Raw genomic sequence first — 1,076 nt, 5'->3', positions numbered from 1 at the left:
TCCGCTCGGTGATCGCCCGGAACGCCGCACCCGCCTGGATCGGCTGAAGCTGCATCGCATCGCCGACCAGCACGACTTTCGCCCCTGCTTGTTCCACGATCTTCAACACACGCGCCATTTGCTGCGACGACACCATGCCGGCCTCGTCGACAACCACCACGTCGCCGCGGTGAAGCGTCTCGTGTCCATTGGCCCAGATGAGTTCCCAGGAGGCGAGTGTTCGCGACCTGATGCCGGAACTGTCTTCCAGCCCCTCAGCGGCCTTACCTGCAAGGGCCGCGCCGATCACCCGGCGGCCTTCGCTTTCCCAGGCAACACGTGCGCCGGCAAGCAGAGTCGATTTGCCGGCACCGGCAAGGCCGACCACGGCGGCAATGCCATTGTCACCGGTGATATGACGGACCGCGTCCACCTGCTCCGCATCGAGCCGAAAAGACTTTTCCGGATCTGCTGTTTCGACATTTTCGATCGCTGCGGCCACGCTCTCGGCCGAAACTGCAAAACCGCGACGTTCCGATAAAACCCGCGCGGACTGCGACATGTCATATTCAACGCGCAGTATCTCGCGCGTGGTAAAGACCGCGGGTTCCGCTGCCTTGCCCGTTTCGGCATCGACCTGCTGCGGCTTCAGCATGATGAGATCGTCAGACGCCATCAGCCGCGCCCGGATATTGGCGAAGACCGCGGGATCGTCGACGGTGCGGTGCAGCGCCTTGGCGATATCGCGCTCATCGAAGGTGGAGCGTTCGTTGCCGAGCTGCTTTAGCAGAAGCTCAGGATCGGCGAGCAACCGGTCCGCCATCTCCTGCCGGCGGGCGAGATCAGCCGGCGCGAAATACATCTCGGCACCCCGGCGGGAAAGGGCTGCCTTCTCCGGCCCGAGATGTCTTTGCGCGATGCCATCGAGACCCTGCTCGGCATAGGAGCGGCCATCGAGCCGGATCTCGTGGCCTGCAAGCGCCAGGTGCCGGTTGGCCGTTTCCGCCCAGGCGACCTTCCATGCCTTCATGGTTTCCTTGTCGCCGGCCCAGAGCTTGTAGACGATCCTGCCCTTTGGGCGGTCCGGCGTGACGACG

Annotated in this window: 1 protein-coding gene; it reads right to left on the bottom strand. The window is 63.9% G+C overall.

All coding sequences use genetic code 11. From position 1 onward, the window contains the following. Nucleotides 1–1,076 (bottom strand): AAA family ATPase (locus FY112_RS21025; protein WP_151519209.1); only part of this gene is annotated, 1,076 nt, incomplete at both ends.

The organism is Rhizobium sp. PEPV16 (assembly GCF_008919455.1).
GTDB classification, from domain to species: Bacteria; Pseudomonadota; Alphaproteobacteria; order Rhizobiales; family Rhizobiaceae; genus Rhizobium; species Rhizobium leguminosarum_Q.
This window is presented reverse-complemented; position numbering and strand designations above follow the sequence as displayed.